We start from the raw sequence: 22,035 nt of genomic DNA on the forward strand, positions 1-22,035 counted from the left end.
CTGCCAGAGTATCTAATACCGGATCAGGTTTCGTCCAACACCGATCGCTTGCGCCAGGGGACGAAGGTTGTCAGAAATGCCGCGCCGCGCCCATACAGGTCGGCCAAAACGAGGGACCGACATGCCCGCCCAAATCAATTTGAAGCCGGTTCTGACCGCGCAACAAGTCAATGCGCTGATGGAGACCGTCTATCCGCAGCTCAACGAGCAGTTCAAATATTTCGAGGCGATCGACGTGTTCCCCGGCGGCTGCACCGTGCGGCTCAACGCCGGCGAGCGGCACTTGCGTCCGGGCGGCACGGTGTCCGGCCCTTCGCTGTTCACGCTGGCCGACATTGGCGGCTACGTCTGCGTGCTCAGCCATGCCGGGCCGGATGCGCTTTCCGTTACCGTCAACCTCGACATCAATTTCGTGCGCAAGGCCGAGGCCGGACCGATCGATGGCCATTGCCGCATCCTGAAGCTGGGCAAGAGCCTGATGGTGTTCGACATCGACATCGTTGCCGGCCCGGACGGGCACACGGTGGCGCACGCCACCGGCACCTATTCGATCCCGCCGAAGCGGAATGGCGATGTGGTAAAATAATACCTTTCACTTAACTTATTGTTTTCGCCGCATTTTGTCAGATATTCTCCTTTTCGCGCGCCTTGACGCGATCACCACCCTCGCCTATAAGCCCTCACGAAGCAGCGGCCCGCAAAGGCCGCCGTTTTGTTATTGGCGGCGGACAGCGTCCTTCCGACAATCCAAGCAACAAGAAACGCCTTCTTTTATGAAGGTCAGAACCGAGAGCAGAAAACATGACAACCTTTTCGCAGAAGCCTGCGGATGTGGTGAAGAAGTGGATCCTGATCGACGCCGAAGGTCTCGTCGTCGGTCGTCTGGCCACTGTCATCGCCAATCATCTTCGCGGCAAGCACAAGCCGACCTTCACCCCGCATGTCGACGACGGCGACAACGTCATTGTCATCAATGCCGACAAGGTGGTGTTCACCGGCAAGAAGTTCACCGACAAGGTCTATTACTGGCACACCGGCCACCCAGGCGGCATCAAGGAGCGCACCGCGCGCCAGCTGCTCGAGGGTCGTTTCCCCGAGCGTGTCGTCGAGAAGGCCGTTGAGCGCATGGTCCCACGTGGCCCGCTCGGTCGTCGCCAGATGAAGAACCTGCGCGTCTATGCAGGTGCCGAGCATCCGCATGTCGCACAGCAGCCCGTCGTGCTCGACGTGGCCAAGCTGAACGCCAAGAACAAGAAGGTCGCATAAGATGGCTGAGCTTTCCTCGCTCGCAGAACTGGGCGCCGCCACCGGCAACACCAATACCCAGCCGGCAGCCCCCGTCCACGTCCAGAAGCTCGACAAGTCGGGCCGCGCCTATGCCACCGGCAAGCGCAAGAACGCCATTGCGCGCGTCTGGGTGAAGCCGGGTTCCGGCAAGATCATCGTCAACGACAAGGAATTCGCGACCTATTTCGCGCGTCCGGTCCTGCAGATGATCCTCAACCAGCCGATCATCGCCTCCAACCGCGCCGGCCAGTACGACATCGTCGCGACCGTTGTCGGCGGCGGTCTCTCCGGCCAGGCTGGCGCCGTGCGTCACGGCATCTCCAAGGCGCTGACCTATTACGAGCCGACGCTGCGCGCCGTGCTCAAGAAGGGCGGCTTCCTGACCCGCGACAGCCGCGTCGTCGAGCGCAAGAAGTACGGCAAGGCGAAAGCCCGTCGTTCGTTCCAGTTCTCGAAGCGCTAAGCACTTCGCAGCTTCAGACAATCGAAAAGGCCGCCTCCCGGGCGGCCTTTTTGTTTGCGGCTCGGCAGTCACCCCACCCGCGCCTGCGCGACCTCCCCATCGAGGGGAGGTAGAAGAGCGCGACGCCCTACCTCCCCTCGATGGGAAGGTCGGCGCGTAGCGCCGGGTGGGGTGAAGGCGCCGGCATAAACAGGTCAGGCCTTGCCGCCCTTGATATAGTCGATGAACGCCCGCAGCGGGGCCGGCACCAGCCGCCGGCCGGGATAATAGAGGAACGGTCCGGGAAAACTCGGCCACCACGGTTCGAGAATGGGCTCAAGCGCGCCGCTTTCGAAGTAGGGGCGAAGCCAGCCCTCGAAGAGGCCGATGATGCCGGTGCCGGCGATGGCCGCATCGACGGCAAGATCGGTCGCGCCGCCGATCCGCACGATCAGCGGCCCTGTCGGATCGACCCGCACCACCTCACCGTCGCGCTCGAACTCCCAAGGCAGCATCGCACCGCTGGAAAAGCGCCCGCGCACGCAAGAGTGGCCAAGCAGGTCGCTCGGGTGTTGCGGCCGCCCATGACGAGCAAGATAGGCAGGGCTGGCAGCGGTGGCGAAGCGCTGCACGCGCGGTCCGATCGGCACCGCGATCATGTCCTGCTCCAGCCGCTCGTCATAGCGGATGCCGGCGTCACACCCGGCCGCCAGCACATCGACAAAGTTCTCATCGGCGATCACTTCCAGACGGATGCCGGGATAGGCGGCGAGGAAACCCGGCACGATATCGGGCAAGATCAACCGCGCGGCGCTGACCGGCACATTGAGACGCAGCGAGCCCGCCGGCCTGTCGCGAAAGCCGTTCACCACGTCCAGCGCCGCCTCCACCTCCGACAGCGCCGGACCGAGCCGCTCCAGCAGGCTGAGGCCCGCCTCGGTCGGGACAACGCTGCGCGTCGTGCGGTTGAACAGCCTGACACCGAGCTGCACTTCCAGGCGACGCACCGCCTCACTCAAGCCGGAGGCGCTGCCGCCGCTCGCACGCGCGCCATCGCGAAAACCGCCGGCGCGCGCCACCGCCACGAAGGCGTTCAGATCGCTGAGGTCCATCATTGTTCGCCATTCCGCACGGCCTGTGTGGATTGTACCGGATTATCACGAGGTTGGGCAGCGCCTATCTCTGCCTCCTCAAAGGAGATCAATCATGTCCAACATCCAACAATCCGGCACCTTCGCCCCCGCCACCTTCAAGCTTGGCAGCCACACCGTGAAGCGGCTCGGCTACGGTGCCATGCAACTCGCCGGACCCGGCGTGTTCGGGCCGCCCAAGGACCATGACGCGGCATTGGCCGTGCTGCGCGAGGCCGTGACGCAAGGCGTCGACCACATCGACACCAGCGACTTCTATGGACCGCACGTCACCAACCTTTTGATCCGCGAAGCGCTGGCGCCCTACCCTGACGATCTCGTCATCGTCACCAAGATTGGCGCCCGGCGCGGCGCGGATGGATCGTGGTTGCCGGCCTTTTCCGTGGAAGAGCTGACCCAGGCCGTGCATGACAATCTAAGCAATCTCGGGCTCGAGGTGCTCGATGTGGTCAATTTGCGCATCATGTTCGATACCCATGGTCCAGCCGAAGGGTCGATCGAAGCGCCGCTCACCGTGCTGGCCGGGCTTCAACAGAAAGGCCTGGTCAAACATATCGGGCTGAGCAACGTGACGCCGGCGCAGATCGCCGAAGGGCGCCGTATCGCCGAGATCGTCTGCGTGCAGAATCAGTACAATCTTGCGCATCGCGGCGACGACGCCCTGATCGACGACCTTGCCCGCGACGGCATTGCCTATGTGCCGTTCTTCCCGCTCGGCGGCTTCAACCCGCTGCAATCCTCCACCCTGTCGGACGTCGCAACACGCCTCGGCGCCACGCAAATGCAGGTTGCGCTCGCCTGGCTGCTGCGCCGCGCGCCCAACATCCTGCTGATTCCCGGCACATCGTCGGTCGGACATTTGCGGGAAAACCTCGCTGCTGCCGAACTCAAGCTTTCGGACGATGTGCTCAACGAATTGGATGGGATGGCTAAGGCGGCGTAAAGCGCGCCAATCTCCCCCCTTGAGGGGGAGATGTCGCCAAAGGCGACAGAGGGGGTCGGCACGACCGGGCGCGACCTCCTGCGGCAGATGAAGGTTGGCGCTCTGTGCGCGGCGACCCCCTCTGGCCTGCCGGCCATCTCCCCCTCCAGCGGCGAGCCTCAATTGATACTCGCCGTATTCGCCGGCTCAACCGGCCGCTCCCCATCTGTATAAGGCACGCGAAAACCATTCGCCGTCAGCCATACGATGGCTGCCTTCGGCTCGTCCGTCTGAATGATTGTGGCGCCGCGATCGGCCCAAAAACCCCAGACTTCGCGCGGCAGGCTGGCCTGCACCGCCAGTTCGTCGCCGCGGCCGCCGGCCAGGAAGCCGCCCGGCTTGCCAGCGATGGTGTAGGTGTCGGCCCAGATGTGCCAGTTGCCCCTGACCGCGGCCGCGCGCATGCGCGTGCTGAACAACGGCCCGCCGGTCTCGGTCAGCGTCTCGGCGCCTGCCCGCCAGTTGATCAGCTCGATTGCGCGCGGCGAAAAGGCATGGCCGACCGTCCGGGCGAAGCCGGCATCACGCACCGCGTCATCGGCGATGATCGGCATGAACTGGAAGCCGCCGCCGATAGCGGTCATTGCCGCCTGGACCGTGGTGATCCGGTTCTGGTTCCACAAATTCTCCTTGACGATAACCTGCTCGGCCATGCCGAGATCGCGAGCCACCGCGATCATGCCCGAGAGGTCGCCGACGTCGAGCTTGTTGTCGAGGTTGATGAGGGTCCTGTCCCTGGTCGCCATCAGCATCTCGCGCAGCGTCGAGACTGTTTCACCCGTCACCGCACCGGTGCCTTCGACCACCAGCCTGCAGGTCTTCAGTTCGGCCAGGGTGTATTTGACCACCTCGCCCTTGCAGGTGGTGGTGCGGTCGAGCCAGCTGTCATGCATGACGACGAACTCACCGTCCTTCGAGCGCCTGATATCGACCTCGACGATTTCTGCGCCCATGGCGATCGACCCCTCCACGGCGGCAATCGAATTTTCCGCGTAGAGCGTCTTGCCCGCCTGCATGCTGCCGGCGCGATGCGCGACCACCATGACGTGGTCGCGCCACTGGTTGGCGTGCTCGAAGCGGTCAAGAATCTGCCTGGCGCGGGTCTCGCCGGCCAATGACTGGTCAGAAAAGGCCACAAGTGCCGAGGAAAACAGAAGGCTCAGCCAGATGGTCCGCATCGAGAATCGCTCCTTGCCGGATCGAGATCGGGATAGGCGACCCTCGTGACATCCAGGTGAACGAAGCCGGCTAGCGGTTGTTCGCGGGGAGTGCGCGTCAGATGCGTTTCGAGAGCCGGCGGAACCACGCCATGGCCGGCATCTCGACAAACCGCCAGGTGATCCAGGAGGCGGCAATGGTGGCCGCGAGCATGACGACGATCGCCAATGCTCCGGTCCAGCCGGCGCCGAAGCCGGTGGCAGGCTGGCCGCGCAGCATGAAATCGCCCATCAGGCCGAGGCCGAGCTTGCGCTCGACGAGCCCGGCGATGTTGATCAGGCGCGCCTGGACGAAAATGTGGACCATGTAGATCGAGTAGGACAGCGCGCCGAGCGTCAACATGAACGGGGTTCTCAGCAAGGCGCTGATCCAGCCGCCCTCATGGGCGAACAGGAACAGCGCCAGCGCGAACACCAGGGGTGCCGCGATGCCGAAATCATTGCCGCCCGCCAGCGAGACGAAAAGCACGATGACGGTCACCATGACGATTTCGGCAAGGGTCCAGTCCATCCGCGGGCCGCTCCTGGCGAGGGCCTGTCGCGCCCCTGCAATGGAATCATGCTGAAACCAGGCCAGCAAGGCGCCGAGCGAGAAGCCGTACAGGCAGCGGATGAAGCCGAAATCGAAGGACACATCCATATGATGGGTCGAGAAACCGAGCAGGAACAGCGGCGCGGTGACGGCGGCGGCGACGAACCATATCCAGGCGCGCGCGCCGGCGACGAAGACCACGCCAGCAAACAGGAGATAGGCGAAGAACTCGGCCGAAATGCTCCAGCTTGGCGCATTCCAGGTCAATTGATCCTCGAAACCGACACCCTGGAGCAGAAGAAGATTGGCAAGCAGGCTGCCGAGGTCGAAGCCTCCGCTGAAGGGGGCAGCCCCGGTGCCGTGCAATTGCGGCAGCATCAGCCGCAGCAACTCGAAGCCGGCGAAGGCGGCAAGCATGAGCAGATGCAGCGGGTAGATGCGGCCGAAACGGACCAGTGCGAAGCGCGCGACCTGTTCCGGCTGGTTCAGCCGATCGCCGTAGCTGCTGGCGATGACGAAACCGGAGAGGACGAAGAAGAAATCGACGAACAGGTAGGACGAACCGATGAAGGCGCTTTGCGAAATCGTCGAAGCGGTCGGAAAGTGAAACAGCGCCACCAGAAGCGCGCAGATGCCGCGCCACGAATCGAGCACCAGGAAGCGTTCGCCGGCGACCGTGCCGGTGCGGGCCGACGCCACGACAAGGGTGGGGTTGAGAAACGCGGTCTGCGTCATGATGATACAATCCTGTCTTGCCGTGGCACTCGGGCAGCGCCATTCCGTCTCGCCAAGCTGTGACTGGCATCTTCCGTGCCGGTTCTGTAGTTGTTGCACCCCGATGAAAAACGAGGATCCGTAATGGCGAACAACAACATCGACAACGCCTTCACCGCCCGTTCCAAAACGGGCGCCGCGTTCGAGCCGACCTATTCCGGCGCGCTGTCGTTCATGCGCCGCAAATACACAAAAGACGTGAAGGGCGCGGACGCGGTGGTGTGGGGTATTCCCTTCGATGCCGCCGTCACCAACCGGCCGGGCGCCCGCTTCGGGCCGCAGGCGATCCGCCGCGCCTCGGCGATCCTCGATAACGACCCGCAATATCCGTTCTCACGCGATTTGTTCGAGCATCTGGCGGTGGTCGACTATGGCGATTGCCTGCTCGATTCGGGCAATCACCAGAAGACACCCGGCACGATCGAACGTGAAGCGGCCAAGATCCTGAAATCCGGCGCCTTCCTGCTGACGCTCGGCGGCGATCATTTCGTCACCTGGCCGCTGCTCAAGGCGCATGCCGCCATCCATGGTCCGCTCGCCTTGGTGCAGTTCGACGCCCATCAGGACACCTGGCCGGACGACGGCAAGCGCATCGACCACGGATCCTTCGTCGGCCGCGCCGTCAAGGAAGGCATCATCGACCCCGACCGCTCGATCCAGATCGGCATCCGCACCCATGCACCCGACACGTTCGGCATCAAGATCCTCCATGGCCATGAAATCGAGGAGATGCGGGCGTCCGATATCGCCTACGCCATCGTCGACCGCACCGGCGGCAAGAAGACCTACCTCACCTTCGACATCGACTGCCTCGATCCGGCCTACGCGCCTGGCACAGGCACGCCAGTTGCCGGCGGGCCGTCCTCGGCGAAGATCCTGTCGACGCTGCGCCAACTCAACCAGATCGATATTGTCGGTGCCGACATCGTAGAGGTTGCGCCGGCCTATGATCACGCCGATATAACGGCGATCGCCGGCTCGATGGTGGCCATGCAATATCTCGGCCTGCTGGCTGAGCGAAAGGCCCGGCTTGAAGAGTTGAACAACGGCAACCACAATGGTGCCGCAGTGATTCAAGGTCAGGGCATATAATCTTGAAATATCAGGGAATTTGATCAACCCATGAAACCGAAAATCTTCATCGACGGCGAACACGGCACCACCGGCCTGCAGATCAGGGCGCTGCTTGCCGAGCGCATTGATCTGGAGATCATTTCCATCCCGACCGAACGCCGCAAGGAAACGGCGGCGCGCGCCGAGTTTCTCAACGCCGCCGATGTCGCGATCCTGTGCCTGCCTGACGACGCGGCGAAAGAAAGCGTCTCGCTGATCGCCAACGACACCACCAAGGTCATCGATGCGTCGACCGCGCATCGCGTGGCGGAAGGCTGGGCGTATGGTTTCGCCGAGATGGACAAGGACCAGGCAAAGGCGATCGCCTCGGCAAAACGCGTCGCCAATCCAGGCTGCTGGCCGCAGGGACCGATCGCCACGCTACGGCCGCTGGTCACGTCAGGCCTGCTGCCGGCGGATTTCCCGATCACCGTCAACGGCATTTCGGGCTATTCGGGCGGCGGACGGCCGATGATCGAGGACTATGTCGCCAAGGGCGAGGAAGCCTCGGAATTCCTGCCCTACGGCCTCACGCTTCAGCACAAGCACGTGCCGGAATTGAGGGCCTATGCCAGGCTGTCGCATGATCCGATCATGCAGCCGGCGGTCGGCAATTTCGCGCAAGGCATGATCACCGTGGTGCCGTTGCAGCTTGGCAGCCTCGACCATGTGCCGACCGGTGCGGAGCTGCATGCGGCGATTGCCGACCATTTCGCCGCCATCAAGGGCGGCGTGGTCGAAGTGGCGCCCTATGCGCATTCGGAGCGCATGCCGGAGATCAATCCCGAGGTCTACAACGGCACCAACCGGATGAAGGTCTATGTCTTTGCCAATGACAAACGGGCGCAGGCCCTGCTGCTGGCGGTCTATGACAATCTTGGCAAGGGTGCCTCGGGTGCCGCCGTGCAGAACATGGACCTGATGCTCGGCCTCTGATGGACGCGCCAGCCTTTCCGGCGCGCTGGAAAGTCAGCGCGCCCGAACTCATTGCCGAGACCTTTTCGAGCCGCATCTGGAAGGTTTTGCGCGAAGACGGGTCGCCGGCGATCGTCAAGGCGCTCAAGCCTTTCGACGACGTCGCCGACGAGTTGCGCGGCGAGCATTATCTCGCCTGGCGGCGCGGCGAAGGCGCGGTGCGCCTGCTCGGCCGCGACGGCCACAGCATGCTGCTGGAATATGCCGGTGAAACGCTGCTTCAGCAAGTTCTCGACGAACAGGGCGACTTTGTAGCGACCGCAATTGCGGCCGAGGTGATGGCGAAGCTGTTTTCACAGGGGAAAGACCCCTTCCCGCCCGAACTTCAGCCGCTCCGGGAACGCTTCGCCAGCCTGTTCAACAAGGCGAATGCCGATCGCGACGCCGGCCATGACGGCCTCTATGTCGAGGCCGCCACTATTGCCGACCGGCTGCTGACCGATCCGCACGATATCAGGCCACTGCATGGCGACCTGCATCACGAGAACATCCTGCACGGACCGCGCGGCTGGCTGGCTATCGATCCGAAGGGCGTGCTCGGCGACCCCGGCTTCGATGCGGCGAACATGTTCTACAACCCGCTCGAGCGGGACGATCTCTGCCTCGACCCCGAGCGGATCGCTGGTATGGCCGGGATCTTTGCCAACACTCTGGGCCAGACACCGGCCGCTATCCTTGATCATGCCATCGCCTATGGCTGCCTTTCGGCATCCTGGCATCATGAGGACGACAATGCGGTCGAGGAGAACCGCGAATTGTCGGTCGTCAAGGCGATCCGGGCGGTACGGGCAAGCTTCTGATCCGGACCCGGTAGATCAGCTCCAAGATCAGCCCCTGAGCGCTATTCCCGCCGGCAAGGGATAGGCGCCCTTGGTGCCGCGCCAGTGTGCGGCGGCAAAACCCAGCACGATCAGCGCAAATCCCTGATGGGTCAGCGCCATATGCAGCGGCACATGCATCAGCAGCGTGCCGATGCCGATCGAAGCTTGGACCAGCACCAGTAGAAACAGCAGCGTCGCGCGCCGCGCATGCGTTGTTTCAGGCAGCCGCCGGCGCGTGGCGATCATGTGCCACAATACCACGACGAATACCGTGTAGGCGCCAAACCGATGGACGAACTGCACCGTCTTCGGGCTCTCGAAGAAGTTGCGCCACGCCGGCTCGAGGATCAGCAGATCGCCAGGGATGATCTTGCCGTCCATCAACGGCCAGGTGTTGTAGCTTAAGCCCGCGTCGAGCCCGGCGACCAGGCCGCCGAGATAGATCTGGATCAGCGCCAGCAGCACGATGAACCCGGCCAGCCTCTGCGTCGACCGATCGGCGGCGGGTTCGGAATGCGGCGCCAATCCTCGCGCGACCACCATGGTGGCGGTGAAGATCAGCGCGGCGAGTGTCAGGTGGGTCGCCAGCCGGTACTGGCTGACGGAGACCCGGTCGACCAATCCTGAAGCCACCATCCACCAGCCGATGGCGCCTTGCAGGCCGCCGAGCAGGAGAATGCCCACCAGCTTCGCTCCCAGGCCGCGTTCGATGCGGCGCGTCGCCCAGAAGAACAGCAGCGGCAGGGCAAAGACCAGGCCGACGCTGCGCGCCAGGATGCGGTGCGCCCATTCCCACCAGAAGATCGACTTGAACGCCTCGATGCTCATGCCCTTGTTGAGCTCGGCATATTGCGGGATCTGCTGGTAGAGCTGGAATTCCTCTTGCCACTCGGCATCGTTGAGCGGCGGGATCACGCCATGGATCGGCTTCCACTGCGTAATCGACAGGCCGGAATCGGTGAGCCTTGTGGCGCCGCCGACCAGCACCAGCGCAAACAGCACCAGAAGCACCACATAGAGCCAGCCGCGCAGCAGCGCCCGGTTATGCAGGTCGCGGTCGCGGGCGACGTATGGCGCGGCAGCTGATATGGCAGCCATGATCTTGTCCCGGCAGGTTGATTTGGCGGATTGGTGGACCATCGCACCCGTGCTGGCAAGACCATACGGCGCGGCACGCCGTCGCGCCGCGTCTCACCGGTTGCACAGTCTCGCCTCAAGGCCTATGCGAGGCCGATACCCCTTGAGCCTGCCAGGCCTCTTGTGCGAATTCCGGCATGCTCGATCAGGAGACCAGCCATGCCCCTGCGCCTGAAAAAGCTGATCGGAATGTTTCTGCTGGTCGCGCTGGTCATCGTCTATGCGCTGGTCGCATCGATCTTCGCGGTCGCCCGGCTGTCGGAGTCGGGTCCGTGGGTGCATTTCCTGTTCTTCCTGCTCAGCGGCCTGCTCTGGGTGCTGCCGGCAATGGGCATCATCAAATGGCTGATGCTGGAGCCGAGGGCCAAGCGATAGGCGAAACCGCCAGCGTCAGATGGTGACGACCATCTTGCCGGCGTTGGCGAGCGGCGTCGTCACGCCCGACAGCATGGTGCGGATGTGGGCGAGGCTCTGGTAGCGGCCGTTGACGGAAATGCGCGGCAAGGCGTGCAGGAACCCGGCATGCTCGGCGCGCAGCACGCCGTGGCGCGTCGTCACGGCGGAGATATAGCCTGCATCGCGGGCAAAACCCACTTCGCGGCAGCCGACAGCGCTGGCATAGCCATAGGGATAAGCGAAATGGCGGGGCATTTCGCCCAGTTCGGCCTGCAACATGGCGCGCACGGCGCCAACCTCGTGCCGGGCAACGGCTTCGGAGAGCCGCTTCAGATTGCTGTGGTTGATCGTATGGGCGCCGATCGTCACCAGCGGATGCGCGGCGATGCGACGGATTTCATCCCAGCTCATCAATGTGCGCAGGCGCGGACCGTCGGCGTCGACGCCATTTGCGCGAGCCAGATCGCGCAACACCGCCTGCAGGTCCTCCTCGCGTATTTCGGAGGTGAGATAGGCGTGCAGGCGTGCATTGGCCTGCAGCTTCTTCGCGGGGGTCGAGCAATCGATCGTCAGCGGACCATTCGGCCGCGTCAGCGTCAAGGTATCGCGCGCGTTGACGATGTCCTCGACAACGTCCCACCACAGGTCGGCGGTGCCGTTGATCAGCCCGGGTGCGACATAGATGGTGATCGGCGCGCCATGCTTCTCCAACACCGGCAGCGCCTCGACCATGTTGTCGCGATAGGCGTCGTCGGCGGTGATGGTGGCAAACTGACCGCCCTTGCCGCCTGCTTTGATGCGCTCAACGGCTTCGTCCATGGAGACGAAGGCATAGCCATGCGCCTTCATGTCCGCGATCATGGCGTCAAGGAAGCCGGGCGCGATATTCAGATGCCGGTTGACGCTGTCCGGCTTTTCCGGCGTCGCGGTAACACGGTGCAGCATCAGGATGGCGCCGATGCCGCCGATGAACGGCTTGGCCAGCGGTGCAAGGCCGGTATAGCGGGCGACGTTCAGCGCCAGTTTCCGGATTGCCTCCCCGCCGTCGATCATTCATTCACCTTTTGCGCCTAGGCTGATCCAAGCACGGAATGCGCCTATGCGAACCCCCAAATCGCGATCAATACGTCCTAAGGATTGAGGTATGGTTGACGCAACCGCGTCATTTGACGGCAATCGGCTTGCGGCGACCGAGGCATCGTCGCGCGCCTTGCCACGGGACCATGCCGGCCTGTCGATTTCAGTGGCGTCCACGGACGGACTCGCGGCCTATGCCGAGTTCTGCCGCTCGGCCCTGTTTGGGCCGGCGCAGAGTGCTGCCTGGGTCCAGAACTGGGCGACCGAGACACGACCGGACCTGCTCGTCGCGACGCTGAGTGCCGAGGGCAAACCGGTTTTCTCGCTGGCGCTGGAGGTTGCCGCCAGGGGGCCGTTCCGGATCGCCCGCTTCATGGGTGGGCGCCACGCCAACGGCAACTTCGTCGCCGCGGACCCGAACTGGCTGGCCAAAGCGGATATACCGGCCCTCCGATCGGTGCTGGCGGCCATCGCCAAGGCACGCCCGGACATCGATCTGGTCGCGCTCGAGCGGTTGCTGCCCGATCTCGACGGCGTCGCCAATCCGCTCGCATCGCTTGAGTATTTTTCCAGCCCCAACCTGTCGCTGGCCGTCGATCTCGCCGGCGGCTTCGATGCGCTGCTTTCCCGCGCCAGCGGCAAACGCAAACGCAAGAAGCACCGGTCGCAGATCCGGAAATTCGAGGCCGTAGGCAGCTATCGGCGCATCGGGGCCCGCACCCCCGACGAGGTGGGCAGGCTGCTCGACGCCTTCTTCGAGATGAAGGAACTCCGCTTCCGCAAGATGGGCATCGCCAATGTTTTTGGCGACGCACAGGTACGCGGCTTCTTCCGCGCGCTGTTCATGCAGGCGCTTGCCGAGGACAGGCCTTCCTTCGTGCTGCACGGGCTCGAGGTTGCCGGCAAGCTGCGCGCCATCACCGGTTCAAGCCGCTTGGGCAAACGCCTGATCTGCGAATTCGGAGCGATCGCCGAGGACGATCTCGGGCATGCCAGCCCCGGCGATTTCCTGTTCTTCGACAACATCCAGGAAGCCTGCGAGACCGGTTTCGAGGTCTATGACTTTTCGGTCGGAGATGAGCCTTACAAGCGGCTGTGGTGCGATATCGAAACGCGGCATTTCGAAGTGCTGGTCCCCTTGACCATGAAGGGCCGCATGCTGGCGCTGACGCTTCGGCAAGGCGCGCGGCTGAAAGCCTTCGTCAAGAACAGCCCGACGATCTGGAAGCTGACCAAAGTGCTGCGCCGCAAAGCCGCCGGCCAGGCAGCGCCCGCGGAAGAAGATAGCTGACGCCATGAAGCCGATCATCCGCACACTGTCCCTGCAGGAACTGGCGCTTCTCGTCGACTGGGCGGCCGCGGAAGGCTGGAACCCAGGTCATGAAGACCCGGCGATGTTCCAGGCCGCGGACCCCGAAGGCTTCATCGGCGCCTTTGTCGGCGACGACATGGTCGCGGCAATTTCGGCCGTGGCCTATGGAAGCGAATTCGGTTTCATCGGCCTCTACATCTGCCGGCCTGACATGCGCGGCATGAGCTACGGCAAGGCCGTGTGGGACGCCGGCATGAAAAGGCTTTCGGGCCGGACTGTCGGCCTCGACGGCGTCGCCGAGCAGCAGGCCAATTACCGGCGCAAGGGCTTCGCGCCGGCCTATGAGACCATCCGCTTCACCGGGCGCACGGCAGGCCAGCCGGTCAGGGCCGATGGGTTGCGGATGATTACGACGCAGCTCCTGTCCGGCATCGTCGCCTATGACGCCCATTGCTTTCCGGCGCCCCGAGGCACCTTTCTGAAGCGATGGCTGCAGGAGCCGCATCATGGGCTAGCGGCGATCGGTTCGCGCGGCGTGACCGGTTTTGGCGTGGCGCGCCGCTGTCGATCCGGCTTCAAGATCGGCCCGCTGTTTGCCGACGACACGGAGATCGCTTTGCAACTCCTGGAGGGACTGGCCGGCGCCTGCGAGGGCGGCGAGCTGCACATCGACGTCCCCGCCGATAACGCCGGCTTCATAACTGCGCTCGATGCGGCCGGCTTTGCGCCGACCTTCACCACCACGCGCATGTACATGGGGCCTGCCCCGGAACTGGACCTGCGAAGGGTGTTCGGCGTAACGACGCTTGAACTGGGATAGATCGGGCGAACCGCAGAACGGCCCCGCCGGCGATCCGGGGCTCCCCTCAGGCAGCGGCAGTGCGCCTTCCCGGCACCGGATTGCCGGGCGGTTCGTGGCCGAGCGGCGTCACCAGCGTGAGGTCGGGGTAGCCGTTCTCGATCAGCTTGACCGCAGCCTGCGTCACCTCATCGTCGGCCTCCAGCATGGAGAGAAAGACCTCGGTGGCATCGCCGGTCAGGCGGCCGATGCCTTGTGCGTCGGCCGGTCCGCACTCGACCACGACCAGGTCGTAGGCTGTCGTCAGCGACTGCATGATGATCGGCAGCCGGTCGGCGGCACGCATGGCACGAACCGGATCGGCGGTTCCGACCGGGATGACGTGACAGTCCGAGTAGAGATCGGCATGGATGACGTCGCTGAACTGCGCTTCCGAAGCGAGCAGGTTGGTGATGCCCGGGAAAAGGCCGCTGTCCAGCATCGGCCGCGAGGCGGCCCCCGACGCGGTGAGGTCCAGCAACAGCACGCGCAGCCCGGCGTCGGCGACCTCGCGCGCCACCAGGATCGCGGATGCAGCCGCCTCGTCGCCTTCCGGCGAGACGAATATGGCGCGCGCCGCACCGCTGGAGATCAGCTTTTCGGCAGCCTTCTCGATATCGATCTCGCCCAGGGTGGAACGCGCCGGTTCGGGCTCGACAGCCGTCTGCTCTGTCGCCGTCGTATCGGGCATTGCGACCACATCCGGTGCCTCGGCCATGGCCGGCATTCCGGCGGCATAGGGCTCCGCATCTGTTTCATCCGCACGTTCAGGCAGCTCCTGGCCAACCAAGGGGTCCTGCAGGACGGCAGGCTCGTGGCGGACAAATGGCTTGGCGACCGGCGCCTGCGCCACCTGGGGCATCGCGACCTCATCGATCCGTTCGAAACGGGAACCGCTCGCCGGCCGCATCGCGCGGCCTGAAAACAGCTCCCGCAGAAGCGTCACGATCGCCATGATCAGCAGCGATGCGGCGAAAGCCGCGCCGACGATCGGCCCGACCTTCGGGAAATAGGCCTCGGAGGGAACCGAAGCCTTCGAGGCGATCCGCGCGTCGACCGGCAGATAGTTGCGATCCTGGCGCGAAGCGGCTTCGCGGTAGTTGGTCAGGTACAGCTCGAGTTGCTGTCGCTTGGCGGTCGCGTCGCGCTGCAGTGCGTCGAGATCGACCTGTTGTTCGCCGGCCTGCGCCGAAGCGGCTTTCAATGTGTTGACGTCTGCGACAAGCTGGTTCTCGCGGGCCTTTGCCGTCTCGGCCTGCATCAACAGGCCTTTCATGATCTTCTGGGCCTCGCTGCGGATCTGTGCGTCGAGATCGGACAGTTGCGATTTCAGCGCGCGAATGCGCGGATGGTTGCCTAGCAGTGTCGTCGACAGATCGGCGATGTTGGAGCGCAATTCGACCTGTCGCTCACGCAAGCGCTGGATCAGGTCCGACGACAGAACCTCCGGCACAGCATCCAGCGAACCGCCATTCTGCAGCGCCCTGCGCACGCCGTCGGCGGTCGCTTCGGCCGCGGCGCGGTTGGCGCGCACTTTCGACAGTTCGCTCGACAGTTCCGAAAGCTGCTGGGTGGCCAGCACCGAATTGTTGCCACCCATCAAAAGATCGGACTGGGCGCGATAGGCGGCGACCTTCGCCTCGGCATCCTTGACCTGCCGCTGCAGGTCGGCGATCTCGGGCGCCAGGAAGTCTGCCGCGGCGCTGTTCGATTCGAGCTTGGCCGCCCCTTGCCCCGCTATATAGGCGGCGGCGATGGCGTCCGGTACGGCGGCCGCGAGCTTGGGATCTTCCGATGAGAATTCGATGGCAATGATGCGGGTCTTCTCGACGCCATAGACGTTGAGCTTCTCGTGCATTTTCTTGAGCACGCGCTCTTCCGTCGGAATTTCCATCGGGTCGCTTTTCAGGCCGACCAGGACCAGAGCGCGGCTCAGCGCCGACATGTCGAGCGCTTCATTGAACTCGGGCAGTTTTTCCAGACCAAGCTTTTGCGAGACCTGCTTGAGGATTTCGTTGGAGGAAATGATCTGGACCTGGGTGGCGACGCCCTGTTCGTCGAGGATAGGCTTGTCGGTGTCGTTGTTGTTGCTGGCCGGCCGCGTGTAGATGGATTCGCGCGGCGCGATCTCCACCTGCGTCTCGGCCTTGTAGTGCCGGGTTGCCAGCGAGGCGAAAGCAAAGGCCAGCCCGGTTGCCAACAGGACGACGAGGACTATACGCAGCCAGTTCCTCGCCAGGCTGGCGAAGAGCTGCCTGAGATCGACATCGACATCTGCGGCCGCGGACTGAACGGACATGCATCCCTACTCCGATACTGGGTCAGCACGCACCGTAAACAACTATGGTAACTCAGCCGTTAAGATCGTGGTAAGTTTCCGTTAGGGTTTACTGGCGGGCGGCAAACAAAACCGCCAAGAATCACAAAAACTCTTGCCGATGCGCCACGCGTCGGCCGCTCCCTTTACCGGCCATTAACCCTAACAGGATGATAACGGGCCTCGATCCCTGATGTTTGCTGCGACGCCGCAGCGGCCCAGTCGAAGGTACTTGTCCGGTCATGAAAAGCACTGCTTCCCTGTTTCGCGCGCTGCTTGCCGTATCGATGCTGGCTGGCTGTTCCAGCTACCGGCCGACGCCGGCCGCCTTCCATGAGGTGCTCGATCAGCCCTACCGTCTTGGCGCCGGCGACCGCGTCCGCGTGACCGTGTTCGAGCAGGACGGGCTGACCAACACCTACAGTGTCGATCAATCCGGCTATCTCTCCTTCCCGCTTGTCGGCGCCATACCGGCGCGCGGCCACACCGCGCAGCAGATGGAAAAGGAGATCGCCGACAAATTGCGGCAAGGCTATCTGCGCGATCCCGACGTTTCGGTCGAGATCGACCGCTACCGGCCGATCTTCGTCATGGGCGAAGTGGGTGCCGCCGGCCAATATTCCTATGTTCCCGGCCTGACGGTGCAGAAGGCGATCGCCATTGCCGGCGGCTTCACGCCGCGCGCCAACCAGGAAAGCGTCGACATCACCCGCGACATCAACGGCAAGGTGATGACCGGCCGCGTGGTCACCTCCGATCCGCTGCTGCCGGGCGATACGGTCTACGTCCGCGAACGTCTGTTCTGACAGATACCAAGTGGCGGACAGGCTCAGGATCGTCCATTGCTTTCGCTCACCCGTCGGAGGAATTTTCCGGCATGTGCGCGACCTGGCCGAGGCGCAGGTCGCCGCCGGGCATTCGGTCGGCATCGTCTGCGATTCGACGACGGGCGGCGCGTTCGAGGAACATTTGTTCGAGCAGATGAAGGGCATGCTGGCGCTCGGCATTCATCGCACGCCGATGCAGCGCCATGTCGGTCCCGGCGACCTTGCCTCGGCTTGGCGCACATACAGGATCATCAAGGAATTGCGGCCGGACGTACTGCATGGGCACGGCGCCAAGGGTGGCGCCTATGCCCGTCTGTTCGGCTCATTGTTGCGGGTATCAAGGTCTCGCGTAGCCCGCCTTTATTCGCCGCATGGCGGCTCGCTCCACTATGACGAGAGCACGGTCATCGGAAAGCTGTTCTTCGCGCTCGAGCGATTCATGGCTCGCTTCACCGACTATCTGCTGTTTGTCTCGGACTATGAGCGGCGGACCTATCGCCACAAGGTTGGCGAGCCTCCCATTCCCAACACCCTCGTCTATAACGGCCTGCGCGCCACTGAATTCGAGCCGGTGATCACCGAGCCCGACGCAGCCGACCTGCTTTATATCGGCATGATGCGCGACCTGAAGGGACCGGATATCTTCATCGACGCATTGGCCCTTGCCGGCCCACGGTTCGGCCGCGCGCTGACCGCGGTGATGGTCGGCGACGGCGACGACCTTCTGCGTTACCACGGGCAAGTGAAACGCCTCGGGCTCGAGCGCCATGTCCGCTTTCTGCCGCCGATGCCGGCCAGGGAGGCCTTTGCCCTTGCCGCGCTTATCATCGTTCCCTCGCGCGCCGAAGCCATGCCCTATATCGTCCTGGAAACGCTTGCCGCGGGAAAGCCGATGATCGCAACCGCGGTCGGCGGCATCCCGGAGATATTCGACACCGGTTCCCCTGCCCTGATCCGACCTGACCCGATCGAGCTCGCCGACAGGATGAGCCAGGCGCTGGCCGACCCGGTCGCCTATCGCGACCTGATGCCCGATAGCGCCAACCTCAAGGCACGCTTCGGCGCCGATGTGATGGCCGCCGACATCGAGAAGGCCTATTTCGCAGCGCTCGACAGGTAGGCACAGGGCCAAGCCGTTCCAAAGCCATACGTTGTTTCAAGGGTTTCTTAGCTCTCTTTTGCTATGACCGTGGGGAAGTTTGCGGAAAGCCCTCATGAACGAGATCGACCCCGCGCGCCGCTTTTCAGCAGAGGCGGTGCGTAAATTCGACGGCCCGGCCGATGGCGACACGCCAAGCGGCATGAACGATGTCGCCCGCCAGGTCGCCTCGCAGTACCGGCGCGATACGATGTCACCGATCATGGTCAGCGGTGTCCTGCGCATGGTCGAATTCGGCTTGCTGTTCCTGTCCGGGCTCGCCGTCTATTTCCACTATGTCGGTTTCTTCAATTATCTCGCCTGGCAATATCCGGTGACGATCGCAGCCGGCTCGTTCCTCGCCGTGGTGCTGCTCGACGTCACCGACTGCTACCAGATCGTCGCCCTGATGCGGCCCATCGCCAATTTCGGCCGCGTGCTGCTGGTCTGGGCCGGCACATTCGCCCTGATGGCGCTGACGGCATTCGTCATGAAGATGTCGCAGGACTATTCGCGCCTATTGTTCGGCAGTTGGTTCGTCATCGGCTTCGTTCTCATCTTCGGCCTCAGGCTGGTGATGTCGAAGCTGATCCGGGCCTGGGCGCGCGATGGCCGCATGGAGCGGCGCGCCGTCATCGTCGGCGGCGGCAAGGCGGCGGAAATCCTGATCCGCTCGGTCGAAAAGCAGCCCTACAACGATATCCGCATCTGCGGCATCTTCGACGATCGCGGCGACAAGCGCTCGCCGCCCATCGTCGCCGGCTACCCCAAGCTCGGCACCATTTCGGAACTGATCGAGTTCGCCCGCATCGCCCGCATCGACATGCTGATCGTATCGCTGCCGCTGACCGCCGAATCGCGCGTTCTGCAGCTGCTGAAGAAGCTGTGGGTGCTGCCGGTCGACATCCGGCTATCGGCACATTCCAACGCGCTGCAATTTCGCCCGCGCGCCTATTCCTACATCGGCGCGGTGCCGATGCTCGACATCTTCGACAAGCCGATCAACGACTGGGATTCGGTCGCCAAACGCGCCTTCGACATCGTCTTCAGCCTGATCGGCATCGTCGTGTTCTCGCCGGTCATGCTGGCGACCGCCATCGCCATCAAGCTCGACAGCAAGGGTCCGGTGCTGTTCCATCAGAAGCGGCACGGCTTCAACAACGAGATCATCGAGGTCTACAAGTTCCGCTCGATGTATACGGACAAGGCCGACCCGACCGCCAAGCAGACGGTGACCAAGAACGATCCTCGCGTCACCCGCGTCGGCCGCTTCATCCGCAAGACCTCGATAGACGAGCTGCCGCAGTTCTTCAACTCGCTGCTCGGTTCGCTGTCGCTGGTCGGCCCGCGTCCGCATGCCATCGCCGCGCAGTCGCACAACCTGCTCTACAACGAGGTGGTCGACGGCTATTTCGCCCGCCACAAGGTCAAGCCCGGCGTCACCGGCTGGGCGCAGATCAATGGCTGGCGCGGCGAGATGGACACCAACGAGAAGATCCGCATGCGGACCGAGTATGATCTCTACTACATCGAGAACTGGTCGCTGCTGTTCGATTTGCGGATCCTGTTCCTGACGCCGCTCCGGCTGCTCAATACGGAAAACGCCTATTGAGTGCGATCAGCCATGATCTGCCGCGCGCGGCGGTCAACGCCAAGCTGGTCGCGCTGATTTCGTCGGGCGCGGTCTTCCTCGGCATTCTGCTGTCGGGCTTCGTCATCAGCGAGCCGGCGCCCTATGAGCTCTACATGGCCGGCCTGATCGCCATCTGGGCGCTTTTCGGCCTGAGGATTTCCCGCGCGGCCACGCCGCTGCTGGTGCTACTGGTGATGATGAACATCGGCGGCATGATCTCCATGACGCAGATGGCGGACCTCGCCAACACGCCGCTCTATCTCGCCGTGTCGCTGTTTCTCGCCTTCAGCGCGGTGTTCTTCGCATCGATCACCGCCGTACAACCGAGCCTATACCGGCTGATCTTCATTGCCTATGTGGTCTCGGCCGTGGCCACCTCGCTGCTTGGCATTGCAGGCTATTTCCATGCCTTTCCGGGCGCGGAGATGTTCACCAAATACGATCGCGCCGCCGGCGCCTTCCAGGACCCGAACGTGTTCGGCCCGTTCCTGGTGCTGCCCGGCATCTATCTACTCTATCTGCTTTTGACCGGACCGGCGACACGCATGCCGCTGCTGGCGGTGCCGCTGCTGATCATCACCGCCGGCATCTTCTTCTCCTTCTCGCGCGGCGCCTGGGGCATGTTCACCGTCTCGGCCGTCCTGCTCACCGGCTGCCTGTTCCTGCAGAGCGCCAGCGGCAAGTTCCGGCTGCGTGTGGTGGTGATGACGATTGCAGCACTGGCGCTGCTGGTCATCGCCATCATCGTCATCCTGCAGCTGCCCGGCGTGTCGGAGATGTTCTCCAACCGTGCCCAGCTCGAACAGAGCTACGACACCGCCCGCCTCGGCCGCTTCGCCCGCTACGGGATCGGCTTCCAGATGGCGATGGAGCATCCGTTCGGCATCGGCCCGCTGGTCTTCGGCACGATCTTCGGCGAAGACACCCACGACATCTGGCTGAAGATGCTGATGGATTATGGCTGGCTCGGCTTCGTGTCGTTCCTGGCGCTCGTCTTATGGACGATAGCAGCCGGCTTCCGCATCCTGCTGCGCGACCGGCCGTGGCAGCCCTATCTCCTGTGTGCCTATGTCGCCTTCATCGGCAATATCGGGCTCGGCACCTTCATCGACATCGACCACTGGCGCCATGTCTACCTGCTGCTCGGCCTGATCTGGGGCGCCATCGCGCTGGAATACAGGCACCAACGGCTGTTGCGGCCTGCCTTGCAGGGCTCGCCGGCACCGGCAATCGCAGCGGTATAAAAGTCGCGGAATTCGGTTGACCCGCACGGGGTTATCACGATACATCGCGACCGGTCCGGAGTGTAGCGCAGCCCGGTAGCGCACTTGACTGGGGGTCAAGGGGTCGTCGGTTCGAATCCGGCCACTCCGACCAATTCAAAGCAGGACTTTCCCCCGAAGTCCGCCCCTCCAGATGCCCCGGTCAGCCCGGCCAAATCTCGGATCGGGGCACCATGTCCTGTGCGCTTGAGCTCCGGCTTGGTGCTAATGCTACCTCTGGCACACATCCACCCACTCAGCGCCGGTAATCTCAACCATGCGCTGCGGCGCAATCCGCACCGCGGCGTTGGTGGCGCCTGCCGCAGGCACCACCTCTTCAAACTCGCGCAGCGATACGTCGAAATAGACCGGCAGCGGCGCCGGCAGGCCGAACGGGCAGACGCCGCCGACCGGATGGCTGGTCGCTTCGACAACTTCGGCGGCGTCGAGCATGCGCGGCTTGCCGCCGAACTGGTCCTTGAACTTACGGTTGTCCAGCCTGGCGATGCCGCTGGTCACCACCAGCATGGCGCGGTCGCCGACGCGCAGGCAGATCGTCTTGGCGATCTGGGCCGGCAGGACGCCATGCGCCTCGGCCGCCAACATCACCGTCGCCGAGCTCGCCTGCGTGACGATGACGTCGATGTCGGGCGCGTGGGCGGCGAAGAAGGCACGAACGGATTCCAGGCTCATATCGAAAACCCATGGCTCAAAAAGCTTGATGGACGGCAGATTGCGGTTCGGCAGCCGGGGGCCGCCGCGCGTATAAGCACGTGCGATAGACGGATCGGCAAGCCCCAGGCT

21 protein-coding genes and 1 tRNA gene are annotated in these 22,035 nt (G+C 63.6%); 15 read left to right on the forward strand and 7 right to left on the reverse strand.

Features of this window, described 5'->3' with window-relative positions:
- Window positions 1-121 precede the first annotated feature (121 nt).
- The 3 genes from EJ079_RS27465 to rpsI all read left to right on the forward strand — a co-directional run bounded on the left by EJ079_RS27465 (window position 122) and on the right by rpsI (window position 1,750).
- A complete protein-coding gene (locus EJ079_RS27465; RefSeq protein WP_127810682.1) occupies window positions 122-586 on the forward strand; it encodes a PaaI family thioesterase in 465 nt (154 codons plus the stop codon).
- A gap of 215 nt (window positions 587-801) precedes the next feature.
- Window positions 802-1,266: a 50S ribosomal protein L13 gene (gene rplM, locus EJ079_RS27470; protein ID WP_013532205.1), complete on the forward strand. Its 465-nt coding sequence runs from the start codon at window positions 802-804 to the stop codon at window positions 1,264-1,266.
- A 1-nt stretch (window position 1,267) separates the two neighbouring features.
- On the forward strand, window positions 1,268-1,750 hold the full coding sequence (gene rpsI, locus EJ079_RS27475) for a 30S ribosomal protein S9 (RefSeq protein WP_023810272.1): 483 nt from the start codon (window positions 1,268-1,270) through the stop codon (window positions 1,748-1,750).
- A 194-nt stretch (window positions 1,751-1,944) separates the two neighbouring features.
- Here rpsI and EJ079_RS27480 read toward each other — a convergent pair whose 3' ends face one another.
- Window positions 1,945-2,844, reverse strand: a complete 900-nt coding sequence (locus EJ079_RS27480; RefSeq protein ID WP_127810683.1) for a LysR family transcriptional regulator — start codon at window positions 2,842-2,844, stop codon at window positions 1,945-1,947.
- Between the two features lie 91 nt (window positions 2,845-2,935).
- Here EJ079_RS27480 and EJ079_RS27485 point away from each other — a divergent pair, with 91 nt between their 5' ends.
- A complete protein-coding gene (locus EJ079_RS27485) occupies window positions 2,936-3,823 on the forward strand; it encodes an aldo/keto reductase family oxidoreductase (protein WP_127810684.1) in 888 nt (295 codons plus the stop codon).
- 158 nt (window positions 3,824-3,981) lie between these two features.
- Here EJ079_RS27485 and EJ079_RS27490 read toward each other — a convergent pair whose 3' ends face one another.
- Together EJ079_RS27490 and EJ079_RS27495 are read right to left on the reverse strand one after the other, a co-directional pair.
- Window positions 3,982-5,040, reverse strand: coding sequence for a glycerophosphodiester phosphodiesterase family protein (locus EJ079_RS27490; RefSeq protein WP_127810685.1), 1,059 nt, complete (start codon window positions 5,038-5,040; stop codon window positions 3,982-3,984).
- 97 nt (window positions 5,041-5,137) lie between these two features.
- Window positions 5,138-6,346 carry an acyltransferase gene (locus tag EJ079_RS27495; protein WP_127397416.1) on the reverse strand — a complete coding sequence of 403 codons (1,209 nt, stop codon included), beginning with the start codon at window positions 6,344-6,346 and terminating at the stop codon, window positions 5,138-5,140.
- A gap of 123 nt (window positions 6,347-6,469) precedes the next feature.
- On the opposite strand from EJ079_RS27495, the gene speB reads away from it, so the two are divergent.
- The 3 genes from speB to EJ079_RS27510 are packed head-to-tail and all read left to right on the forward strand — an operon-like array spanning window position 6,470 to window position 9,273.
- Window positions 6,470-7,477: an agmatinase gene (gene speB, locus EJ079_RS27500; RefSeq protein WP_127810686.1), complete on the forward strand. Its 1,008-nt coding sequence runs from the start codon at window positions 6,470-6,472 to the stop codon at window positions 7,475-7,477.
- Between the two features lie 30 nt (window positions 7,478-7,507).
- Window positions 7,508-8,434: an N-acetyl-gamma-glutamyl-phosphate reductase gene (gene argC / locus EJ079_RS27505; RefSeq protein WP_127810687.1), complete on the forward strand. Its 927-nt coding sequence runs from the start codon at window positions 7,508-7,510 to the stop codon at window positions 8,432-8,434.
- Window positions 8,431-9,273, forward strand: coding sequence for an aminoglycoside phosphotransferase family protein (locus tag EJ079_RS27510; protein ID WP_206622045.1), 843 nt, complete (start codon window positions 8,431-8,433; stop codon window positions 9,271-9,273). Before argC ends, EJ079_RS27510 begins: the two co-directional genes overlap by 4 nt.
- A gap of 27 nt (window positions 9,274-9,300) precedes the next feature.
- Here EJ079_RS27510 and EJ079_RS27515 read toward each other — a convergent pair whose 3' ends face one another.
- The gene (locus tag EJ079_RS27515; RefSeq protein WP_127810689.1) at window positions 9,301-10,392 is read right to left on the reverse strand and encodes a COX15/CtaA family protein; all 1,092 of its coding nucleotides are present in this window, start codon (window positions 10,390-10,392) and stop codon (window positions 9,301-9,303) included.
- 198 nt (window positions 10,393-10,590) lie between these two features.
- Here EJ079_RS27515 and EJ079_RS27520 point away from each other — a divergent pair, with 198 nt between their 5' ends.
- On the forward strand, window positions 10,591-10,806 hold the full coding sequence (locus tag EJ079_RS27520; RefSeq protein WP_023810263.1) for a DUF2842 domain-containing protein: 216 nt from the start codon (window positions 10,591-10,593) through the stop codon (window positions 10,804-10,806).
- Between the two features lie 15 nt (window positions 10,807-10,821).
- Here EJ079_RS27520 and EJ079_RS27525 read toward each other — a convergent pair whose 3' ends face one another.
- Window positions 10,822-11,880, reverse strand: coding sequence for a polysaccharide deacetylase family protein (locus EJ079_RS27525; RefSeq protein ID WP_127810690.1), 1,059 nt, complete (start codon window positions 11,878-11,880; stop codon window positions 10,822-10,824).
- Between the two features lie 91 nt (window positions 11,881-11,971).
- On the opposite strand from EJ079_RS27525, the gene EJ079_RS27530 reads away from it, so the two are divergent.
- Together EJ079_RS27530 and EJ079_RS27535 are read left to right on the forward strand one after the other, a co-directional pair.
- Window positions 11,972-13,195 carry a GNAT family N-acetyltransferase gene (locus tag EJ079_RS27530; protein ID WP_127810691.1) on the forward strand — a complete coding sequence of 408 codons (1,224 nt, stop codon included), beginning with the start codon at window positions 11,972-11,974 and terminating at the stop codon, window positions 13,193-13,195.
- A gap of 4 nt (window positions 13,196-13,199) precedes the next feature.
- On the forward strand, window positions 13,200-14,036 hold the full coding sequence (locus EJ079_RS27535; protein ID WP_127810692.1) for a GNAT family N-acetyltransferase: 837 nt from the start codon (window positions 13,200-13,202) through the stop codon (window positions 14,034-14,036).
- Between the two features lie 46 nt (window positions 14,037-14,082).
- Here EJ079_RS27535 and EJ079_RS27540 read toward each other — a convergent pair whose 3' ends face one another.
- Window positions 14,083-16,353 carry an exopolysaccharide transport family protein gene (locus tag EJ079_RS27540; RefSeq protein WP_127810693.1) on the reverse strand — a complete coding sequence of 757 codons (2,271 nt, stop codon included), beginning with the start codon at window positions 16,351-16,353 and terminating at the stop codon, window positions 14,083-14,085.
- A 260-nt stretch (window positions 16,354-16,613) separates the two neighbouring features.
- Here EJ079_RS27540 and EJ079_RS27545 point away from each other — a divergent pair, with 260 nt between their 5' ends.
- From EJ079_RS27545 to EJ079_RS27565, 5 genes are all read left to right on the forward strand, one after another.
- Window positions 16,614-17,177, forward strand: a complete 564-nt coding sequence (locus EJ079_RS27545; RefSeq protein WP_013532220.1) for a polysaccharide biosynthesis/export family protein — start codon at window positions 16,614-16,616, stop codon at window positions 17,175-17,177.
- Between the two features lie 10 nt (window positions 17,178-17,187).
- Window positions 17,188-18,318, forward strand: coding sequence for a glycosyltransferase family 4 protein (locus EJ079_RS27550; protein WP_127810694.1), 1,131 nt, complete (start codon window positions 17,188-17,190; stop codon window positions 18,316-18,318).
- A 94-nt stretch (window positions 18,319-18,412) separates the two neighbouring features.
- Window positions 18,413-19,948: an undecaprenyl-phosphate glucose phosphotransferase gene (locus EJ079_RS27555; RefSeq protein ID WP_127267065.1), complete on the forward strand. Its 1,536-nt coding sequence runs from the start codon at window positions 18,413-18,415 to the stop codon at window positions 19,946-19,948.
- Window positions 19,945-21,213 carry an O-antigen ligase family protein gene (locus EJ079_RS27560; RefSeq protein WP_127397444.1) on the forward strand — a complete coding sequence of 423 codons (1,269 nt, stop codon included), beginning with the start codon at window positions 19,945-19,947 and terminating at the stop codon, window positions 21,211-21,213. The genes EJ079_RS27555 and EJ079_RS27560 overlap by 4 nt, the downstream gene beginning before the upstream one ends.
- Window positions 21,214-21,269: 56 nt before the next feature.
- Window positions 21,270-21,346: transfer RNA gene (locus EJ079_RS27565), tRNA-Pro, on the forward strand.
- Window positions 21,347-21,462: 116 nt separating this feature from the next.
- Here EJ079_RS27565 and EJ079_RS27570 read toward each other — a convergent pair.
- Window positions 21,463-21,924 carry a YbaK/EbsC family protein gene (locus tag EJ079_RS27570; protein ID WP_127810695.1) on the reverse strand — a complete coding sequence of 154 codons (462 nt, stop codon included), beginning with the start codon at window positions 21,922-21,924 and terminating at the stop codon, window positions 21,463-21,465.
- Between the last annotated feature and the right edge of the window lie 111 nt (window positions 21,925-22,035).

The sequence above is a fragment of the Mesorhizobium sp. M7A.F.Ce.TU.012.03.2.1 genome, assembly GCF_004006095.1.
In the GTDB taxonomy this organism is placed as follows: domain Bacteria; phylum Pseudomonadota; class Alphaproteobacteria; order Rhizobiales; family Rhizobiaceae; genus Mesorhizobium.